The organism is Maribacter sp., from assembly GCF_039968975.1.
Lineage (GTDB): Bacteria > Bacteroidota > Bacteroidia > Flavobacteriales > Flavobacteriaceae > Maribacter.
On record NZ_JBDVOT010000088.1, the window covers coordinates 19,483 to 30,111 of the forward strand.

The 10,629-nt window shown below is 36.4% G+C and carries 2 protein-coding genes; both read left to right on the forward strand.

The window, feature by feature from the left end:
* The first annotated feature begins 29 nt into the window (after positions 1–29).
* A complete protein-coding gene (locus ABJI11_RS06370; RefSeq protein WP_348350474.1) occupies positions 30–2,396 on the forward strand; it encodes a polysaccharide biosynthesis tyrosine autokinase in 2,367 nt (788 codons plus the stop codon).
* Between the two features lie 471 nt (positions 2,397–2,867).
* Positions 2,868–10,629, forward strand: a 7,762-nt coding sequence (locus ABJI11_RS06375; protein ID WP_348350476.1) for a putative Ig domain-containing protein, incomplete at its 3' end; no start/stop codon positions are given.

A 10,629-nucleotide genomic window follows, 5' to 3' on the forward strand; every position in this document is an offset into this window, starting at 1 on the left:
TTTTTAGCTACCCATTTCAAAGCTTTCCTATGAGTTTTTCAGACAAAAAAGAAGATATCAAGAATGTAATTTCCACCTATGTAAAACATTGGAAATGGTTTATTTTATGTGGCTTTATAGCTTTAGTAATTGCTTATGTGAATATTAGATATACTACACCAGAATACTCGGTAAATTCTCAAATACAAATCGTTCAAGAAAAAAACTCTGGAAATGAAATGAGTGTTTTTCAAGACCTAGGTGTTTTTGGCGGATCTTCTAAACAGGTAGAAGATGAAATCGAAATATTAGCATCTAGATCTAATTTTATAGAGGTTGTAAAAGAACTGGGTGTCAATGTAAGAATTATGGCTTTAGGAAATATAATAAACTCTGAAGTTTATTCTAACCCTCCTGTAAAAATGAATTTTATTGCCGCAGATTCTACGGTTAATAATTCTAGTTATAGTTTTTTTATAGAGTTTTCCTCAGCTAACACTTTTGGTTTTACAGAAGATGAAAATGTTCCTTCTAAAATTTATTCTTATGGTAGTGGTATTTCTACTCCAATTGGGGATATGGTCATTACACCTAATGTCAAAGACCCCAAAAGTTTAATTGGAAAAAGATATCAAGTTTCTCTTAGTCCGGTGGAAAAGGTTGCAAGATCATTAAAAACTGCAGTGAAAATTTCAGTGAGTGCAGAATTTTCTAATATCTTAGATGTATCAATGACTAGTGCTATACCTGAAAAAGCAAAGGATATCATAGATAAGTTAATTGAAATTTACAATAGAAATGCAGTCGATGAAAAAAAGCGTATTGCAGATACTACTTCTGACTTCATTAACAATCGAATTCAATTAATATCTGGTACCTTATCTAATGTAGATAAAGATGCTCAAGAATTATTGACAGAAAAAGGGATGACCGGTTCTGGTATTGAAGTTGGTGCCGCTGTTCAAGTTAGTGCAAGTAGTCGTTCTAATTTAGAGAATGCAAAGGTACAGTTGCAAATGGTTAGTGGATTAAAAGATTATGTTACCGGTGAAACGGGTTATGATGAAATGCCTGTAGTTGATGTTGGTAGTGGAGCTTTGAGTCAGGCTACGGTTCAATATAATGCATTGGTGGCAGAACGTAAACGATTATTGAAAAGTTCTAATGAGCAAAACCCTATGATTGTTAATCTTGATGAACAATTAGATGGTATTAAAAATACCATGCAGTCAAGCCTAAATTCTCTAGAACGAAATGTGGGGATGAATGTTAGTACGCTTCAAAGTCAGTTAGGCAGAATTCAAGGTACTATATATTCTGCACCTGAAAACCAACGAGAATTAAGAAATATTACTAGAAAGCAAGAGACAACAGAGTCTTTATATCTGTATTTATTACAAAAAAGAGAAGAATCGCAAATTGCATTTGCTTCAGCTTCGCCTAAATCAAATGTAATTGATAAAGCTTATATTTCTAGCCCAACGCCTGTAAAACCTAAAAAAGCCATTACATATTTGGCAGCTTTAATGTTAGGGTTGTTGTTGCCTTTTGGGGTGATTTATGGTAAGGACCAGTTAGATACAAAAATTCAGAATAAACATAGTTTAGAGAAGTTTACTAAAGATATTCCTGTCTTAGGTGAATTGCCAAGTCTTTCTAAAAAAGACAGTAAAATTATTATCAATGATGATCGTTCTGTCCTTGCGGAAGCATTAAGAATCATACGTGTTAATTTAGATTTTCTTATTAAGACAAAACGTGCTAGTAATAGTAATAAGAATAATGTTATTTATGTTACGTCAAGTACACCAGGCGAGGGTAAAACGTTTGTTTCATCTAATCTTTCAATGATTTTGGCCAGTACTAATAAAAAGGTGTTATTAGTTGGTGCAGATATTAGAAATCCTAAATTATATACTTTCTTTTCGGGAGATTCTGTTGATAAATTGAAAACCCCGTCTAGGAATAAAGATGCTGGTTTAACCGAGTATTTATTGGATGACTCCATACAGGTTAAAGATATAATAAGACCAATGCTGGTACATCATAATACTATTGATGTCATTTACTCGGGTAAAATCCCGCCGAATCCTGCAGAATTGTTGATGAGTTCTAAAATTGAGGATTTATTGGATGAAGTTTCTGAGATGTATGATTACGTAATCGTAGATACGGCTCCGATGATGGTGGTTAGTGATACCTTGTTAATTGCTCCGTATGCAAATCATATTATTTATGTTACAAGAGCTGGGGTTACTGATGAATCAGCAGTTAAATTCCCACTTAGTTTACGTGAAGAAGGGAAGTTAAAAGGTGTTTCTTTTGTGGTGAACGATGTAAGTTTAGATAGTTTAGGCTATGGCGGTAAATACGGTTATGGCTATAGTAAAAATTCTAAAAAATGGTGGAAATTCTAAAATTTTCAACTATTGATAACTAATAAAAGGCACAATAATCTAAGTTGATTTTTGTGCCTTTTTTGCTTCCTTTCCAATAAATACTTGAGTAAAAAGTAGTGTATTAATTTCGTTATTTTATATAGTTCTTAGTACAATTTTCAAAAAAATCACTTCCTTTTATCTCATTGTATTACAGGTTTTTATTGATTTTTCTTCTCTTGAAATAGCGTGATTTTTTATCTAAGAAAATGTGCTGTATATACTTTATAGCTTTTTTCTTACTACTGAGGTTGAATTTTATAGCTGTACTTTATCGAGTAACATTCAAGTTTAAACGAATATAAGACGGCTAATAATCGTCAATTGTGTTATTGAATTATATTTGTTTTAAAATTAGAACACCGTGTAGAACGGTTACATATTAGTATCACTTTATTCTCCAAGAATATGAAACACAATTACTTCAAATCTTTTTTATTAAATGTTTTTATGCTATTCGTCATAGGGCTTACCCAGATGAATGCACAGGTTAATTTTGATCAAAGTGAATTAGATTTTGACGGAACCGGTAGTGCATTAGTTACTACGTCATTAATGTTCGGTCCAGATGGTAGGTTATACTTTTCCGAGTATGCAGGTACTATAAAGGCACTAACAATAGATAGAGTTGGTCCTGGCGATTTTAAAGTCTTAGATACCGAGGTAATAAACGGTATCGATGGAATTCAAAATCATAATGATGATGGCACTGAAGATTCCTCAACGTTTAGAGAAACTACAGGTATAACGGTTGTTGGTACTGAAACTAATCCTGTAATTTATGTAACTTCTAGTGATTTTAGAATTGGAGGAGGATTTGATGGTGGTGATGGAGATTCCGGTCTTGATACCAATTCAGGAATGATAACAAGATTTACATGGAATGGAACGGATTGGGACGTAGTTGATATTGTTAGAGGTTTACCTCGTTCAGAGGAGAATCACGCTACTAATGGATTAGAGTTTATAAGTATTGGCGGTGTAGATTATTTGATAGTTGCACAGGGTGGACATACCAATGGAGGTAGCCCGTCTATTAATTTTAATTATGCAATGGAATATGCACTTTCCGGTGCGGTACTAGCAGTTAACTTGGATTTAATTGAAGCTATGCCTACATTAAATGATGCAGGGCGTAGTTATATTTATGATATACCAACTTTGGATGATCCTACTCGTCCAAATGTTAATGGAATTGTAGATCCTAATACCCCAGGTTATAATGGAATAGATATTAATGACCCATTTGGTGGTAATGATGGTTTAAACCAAGGTATGATAGTTTCTGGTGGACCGGTACAGATTTTTTCTCCTGGATATAGAAATGCATATGATTTGGTAATTACCGAAAGTGGTGCCGTATATGTAACGGATAATGGACCTAATGATGGTTGGGGAGGTTTTCCTGAAAATGAAGGTATGTCTGGTACAGTGACCAATAACTATATTGATGGAGAGCCAGGAAGTGGTTCGCCATCTGGTGGGGAGCAAATTATTAATGATGATCATTTACATTTGATTACCACAGATATACAAAATTATGTTTTTGGAAGTTATTATGGAGGTCATCCAAATCCTGTGAGAGCGAATCCTGCAGGGGCAGGTTTGTATTCTACGCCTAATGCAACGAATAATGATGGTGCTGTGTTTAGAACTATGGTGTATGACCCAGATATGTCTACTGCAAATTCTACAAACGACGCGAGTATTGCTTTGCCTGCTAACTGGCCACCACTCCCTGTGGCTAGTGCTAATGTAGTAGAAGGCGATTGGAGAGGTCCTGGAATAGATAATCCTGATGGTCCCGAAGATGATATTATTACGATTTGGGGAACCAATACCAATGGTATAGATGAATACACGGGTAATAACTTTAGTGGTGAAATGCAAGGTGACTTAATTGCAGGAACAAACTTAAGTCAATTAAGAAGAGTTGAATTAAATCCTGATGGTAGCTTAGAAGAATTGAATCCAACTTTTGCTTCTGGTTTAGGGGGCAATGCTCTTGGAGTTACTTGTAATAGTCCTACAGATCCTTTTCCTGGTACAATTTGGGTTGGGATGTTCAGTGGAAGTGGAGGTAATAACAGTACGGCTTCTAAAATTATAGTACTTGAACCTGCTGATTTGGTAGATTGTATAGATCCAAGTGATCCAGAATATGATGCAAATGCTGATTACGATGAAGATGGTTATACAAATCAAGATGAAGTAGATAATGGTACTGATCCTTGTAATGGTGGTTCGCAACCTGAAGATTTTGATAAATCAGCAGGTGCTCCTTTTGTTTCTAACCTTAATGATTTAGATGATGATAATGATGGTATTAATGATGATTTAGATCCATTTCAATTAGGTGATCCTACAACTACTGGTAGTGACGCATTTACAATTCCAATTATTAATGAATTGTTTTCTAATACTAACTTGGGCGGACATTTAGGTCTTGGATTAACAGGTTTAATGAATAATGGAGATTCTAACCCCAATTGGCAAAATTGGATAGATAGAAGATTTGATGAAAATGACCCTAACCCAAATGATGTATTAGGTGGTGCCATTGGTGGTGTAACAATTCAATGGACATCGGGTACTGCACTAGGAGCTACTAATAATCAAGAAAAAGGTTTTCAATATGGCATTCAAGTAGAGCAGACCACTGATGTATTTACTGTTGCTGCCAATATGGCCAATTTTGATGAACCGTTACAACTTTATGGTAATACTGCGGCACCTAATGGCGAGCTGGGTATTGTTATAGGAGATGGAACCCAGAGCAATTATATAAAAATGGTATTGACCAATACTGGTGTTACCGTATTGCAAGAAATAAATGATGTGCCTCAGACGCCTATTAATGCTGTAGTTCCTGTTGGTGATCGTCCAGATGGGGTAGTATTTTACTTTGTCGTAAATCCATTAAATGGAGAAGTTACTTGTCAATATGCATTCGGAAGTAATTCAACGCGTACTACAGTAGGAACCTTAACAGCTGCAGGAAATATTTTAACAGCATTACAGCAATCTACTACAGACCTTTCTGTAGGGTTAATAGGAACTTCTAATGCAGCAGGAGTTGAACTAGAAGGTACGTGGGGTTTTCTTAATGTACTTGACAGCAAACCCTTGGTTGTTGCCGATATACCTGATTTGGATAGATACATAAACTCTAATGATGAAATAATTGAGTTAGATAATTTTTTAAACGATGATAATGGGGTTTCTAATATAACTTACACCATGGAAAATAATACAGATCCAAATGTAGGTACGGTAATTAACGGAAATGAATTGACATTATCATACCCACCAATTTCTGCATTATCAACTATTACTATAAGAGCAACTGATGTAGATTTGAACTTTGTAGAACAAACATTCGAAGTTAATGTTACTGATTCTCCATTTATATTTTATCGTGTAAATACTGGTGGACCACAAATTACCGCAATTGATGGTGATATTGATTGGGAAGGAGATACTCAAGGTAGTAATTCGGCATATTTAGCAAATGCCGGTAGTAACCAAACCTTTGCTTTTAATGCAAATGGAGGTGCTGATGTACCAACATCTACACCAAATCAAATTTTTAAAACAGAAAGAGCCGATAGTGCACCTGGCGCACCAAATATGACGTATTCATTTCCTGTTGGTCAAAATGGAAATTATGAAGTGCGTTTATATATGGGTAATGGTTGGGAAGGAACTGCTGAAGCAGCGCAACGATTATTCGACGTTCAAATAGAAGGTTTAACATACCCAGCTTTGGATAATATTGATTTATCTGGTACATATGGTCATGAAGTAGGTACTGTTATTAGTCATATTGTTCCGGTTATAGATGGTGAGATTAACATTGTATTCGTTCATGGCGCTATAGAAAACCCTATGATCAATGGTATTGAAATTTTAGATGCTTCAGATACTGAAACTCCGATCTATGTAGCCGATATAGATGAGCAAAGAACGCCTGTTGGTGAGCAATTGGACGGTAGTTTAAATGTTTCTGCTTTTGGCGGTGACGGTAATAAAAATTATGCGGCTGTAGGTCTTCCTCCAGGGTTGGTAATAGAACCAACTAATGGACAAATTGGTGGTACCGTTGAAGCTGGTGCTGAATTGAATAGTCCTTATACTGTTACTATTACCGTAGATGATAACGATGGTCTAACTAGTGATGTAGTTACTATAACCTTCGATTGGATAATTTTTGAACCATTCAGTTATAGAGTAAATGTAGGTGGTGATTTGGTTACCGCTACAGATACCGCTACAGACTGGAAATTTAACAATACCAATGGGGCTTATACATCAAATATGTATTCGGTAAATACAGGTTTTTCAATTAATGCACTTTTAGAATTTAATAAAAAACATAGTACTGTTCCTGCTTACATTGATAATACAACTTTTGATGGAATTTTTGGAAGAGAGCGATATGATGATGCTGATGGAGAGGAAATGGAATTTATTTTTCCTTTAGAGAATGGTGATTATGTTGTAAATGTTTATTTAGGAAATAGCTATGAGCCAGCTAGTGAAATTGGAGATAGAATATTTGATATTTTATTAGAAGGAACCATAGTGGAAAATGATTTGGATATCATAGCTAAATTTGGTCATTTGAGAGCTGGTATGCTTTCTTATCCCGTAACACTTGTTGATGGTGAATTGAATTTAGAATTTCTACATGGTGTTGAAAACCCAATTCTTAGTGCGATAGAGATTTTTGAAATAGATACGGCAAATCCGTCTTTATCTATGGCAGCTATTGCAAACCAAACAAGTGATATAGATGCGGTGGTTGATATTACGGCATCAGCAACTGGTGGTGACACAGGTGAGGATCTTATTTATTATATCTCTGGACAACCTGACGGAATTAGTATAAATGCTGCTACCGGTCAAATAACTGGTACAATTGCAACAACGGCTTCTGCTGGTGGTCCAAATAATAATGGTGCTCATGAAGTTGTGGTTACTGCTGTTAGAAAAGGTTCTGCTCCGGCAAGTACTGTTTTTAATTGGAATATAGCTTCAACTTGGGTTGATAAGGATGAAGATGAAAATTATACGGCAAGACATGAGAATTCATTTGTTCAAGCAGGTGATAAGTTTTACCTAATGGGTGGTAGAGAAAATGCTTCAACTATTGATGTTTACGATTATACATCTGATTCATGGAATTCACTAGTAGATTCTGCACCATTTGAATTTAATCATTTCCAAGCTACGGAATATCAAGGGTTGATATGGGTTATAGGTTCTTTTAAGGATAATGCTTTCCCAACCGAGACCCCTGCTGAATATGTATGGGCATTTGATCCTGCGAATGAAGAGTGGATTCAAGGACCTGAAATACCTGCTAATAGAAGAAGAGGTTCTGCAGGTTTGGTCATGTATAATGATAAGTTTTATGTGGTTGCTGGTAACACGCAAGGACATGATGGTGGCTATGTACCATATTTTGATGAATATGATCCTGCAACTGGAGTTTGGACACCTTTAAGTGATGCACCTAGAGCACGAGATCACTTTGCTGCAGTAGTTATTGATGATAAGCTTTATGTTTCAGGCGGTCGTCTTTCTGGTGGGTCAGGAGGAGTTTTTGCTCCTACAATAGCTGATGTTGATGTATACGACTTTACAAGTCAAAGTTGGAGTACTTTACCATCTGGTCAGAATATACCAACCCCTAGAGGTGGTTCTTCTGCAGTTAATTTTAATGATAAATTAATGGTTATTGGTGGAGAAAGCGAAACCGCAGGGCCTGCTTTGACAACTGTTGAAGAATATGATCCTATATCTCAGGCTTGGACTACCTTACCAGGGTTGAACCATCCTAGACATGGAACTCAAGCTATTGTTTCTGGAAACGGAATATTTATTTTGGCAGGTTCTCCGGTACAAGGTGGGGATAACCAGAAAAATATGGAATACTATGGTGAAGATGCTCCTGTTGGTAGCCCAAGTGTAGCAAGTGAAGTGAATTCTTTAGATGGTATCTTAATTGCTGATGGTGAAACAGAAACTCTTGATTTAAATATTGAGAATGGAAATGTTGGGGTTATGATTACGTCAATGATTATTTCAGGTACGAACGCTAGTGATTTTAGTATAGATTCGGGTGAATTGAGCAATCAGTTATTAAATGCTAATAGTACACACCCAATTGAAATAAGTCTAGCTGGAACTGGAGATAATAGAAGTGCATTATTAACAATTACCTATGGTAATGGTTCAACGGAAGAAATTACTTTGTCCAATGCTGTAAATGTTCCTGAAATTACGGACCCTGGTACTCAGAATAGTAATGATGGGGAAGTTGTTTCCGTGCAAATTGATGCAACGGGAGCTTGTACTGAAGAAACCTATAGTGCAACTGGTTTACCTGCAGGTTTATCTATAGATCCTGATACAGGTGAAATTAGCGGTACAGTTTCTAATGGAGGTGCAGGTACTGGAGCTTATCAAGAAAATAATGGCTTGGTAGTTATAGAAATGGAGAATTTAACTTACGGTCCTAATTGGACTGAAGAGACTGCTGAAGCTGGTTTTACAGGAAGTGGATATCTATTAAATTCTGTAGATAATTTCGGTACTCCTGGAAATGGGACTATTACAACTCAGGTGGAAATAACAACACCGGGTATCTATAGATTTCAATGGTACAATAAAATTGGCATTATTTCAGCTTCTGATCCAACAACTGAGCATAATGACGCATGGTTACGTTTTGGCGATGCAGATGATTTTTATGGCTCTAAAAATGATGATGGAACAGGAAGTAAAATTTACCCAGGGGGAGTTGGTCAAACACCAGTCCCAATTGGAGAATCTTCTGATGGTTGGTTTAAAGTATATACCAATACTATTGCATGGAATTGGAATACCAATACTAGTGATGGAGATGGACATAAAGTTTTTGTTCAATTTGACACTCCAGGCACATACACTATGGAAGTTTCATCAAGATCAAATGGTCATTTGATTGATCGTGTTGCGTTACATAACGTAAATTTAAATTTAACGACTTCGGAATTGCTTGCAGCCCCTGAATCTGCCCAAGGCGGTGGTACAAATGGTGCTTCGGAAGATAGCCCTTATGATGTAGAGGTTACGGTTACAGATGATTGTAGTCCTTCTCAATCAAATACAGTTGAATTTGTATGGAATGTTGGGGAAGCGGGTAATGCTGCGCCGGTAGCGGTATTGGATGCAGATGTAATTTCTGGAGATGCATCGTTAACAGTTAATTTTACAGGAAGTGATTCATCTGATGATACAGGGATTACGGAATATTTATGGGATTTTATGGATGGTAGTCCAATAGAGACTATTGCAAATCCTACACATATATTTGACACCGCTGGTGAATATGAGGTTGAATTAACAGTAAGCGATGGTATTCTTACAAATACGGCAACTTTAACAATTACAGTTAATGCACCTGCTAATGAAGCACCAGTGGTTACCAACCCTGGAGACCAGAACGGAGTAGAAGGAGATGTAGTTTCATTACAGATAGGAGCAGTTGATGGAGAGGATGATGATATAACCTTTGCTGCAACGAACCTACCTGATGGTTTGACGATAGATACGACTACAGGATTGATAAGTGGTACAATTACAGCTGGAGCATCAGCAAATAGTCCATTCTCAGTAGAGGTTACTGTAACAGATGATGGTAGTCCTTCGGAATCAAGTATAGAATCCTTTGTTTGGAATGTTACTGAAGTTGTGGTAGTTGTAAATGAAGCTCCTGTCATTACAAACCCAGGAGATCAGAACGGTGTTGAAGGAAATGTAGTTTCCTTACAGATAGAAGCAATTGATGGTGAAGGTGATGATATGACTTTTGCTGCAACGAATCTTCCTGATGGATTATCTATTGATATGTCATCTGGATTGATTAGTGGTACGATAACAGCTGGAGCATCAGTAAATAGTCCTTTCGCGGTAATTATTACTGTAACGGATGATGGTAGTCCTTCAGAAGCAAGTACAATTTCCTTTACTTGGACAGTAACCGATGTTGCCGTGAATTTGGCACCTGTAGTTACTAACCCTGGAGACCAGAACGGAGTAGAAGGAGATGTAGTTTCATTACAGATTGAAGCAGTTGATGGAGAGGATGATGATATAACCTTTGCTGCAACGAACCTACCTGATGGTTTGACGATAGATACGACTACAGGATTGATTAGTGGAA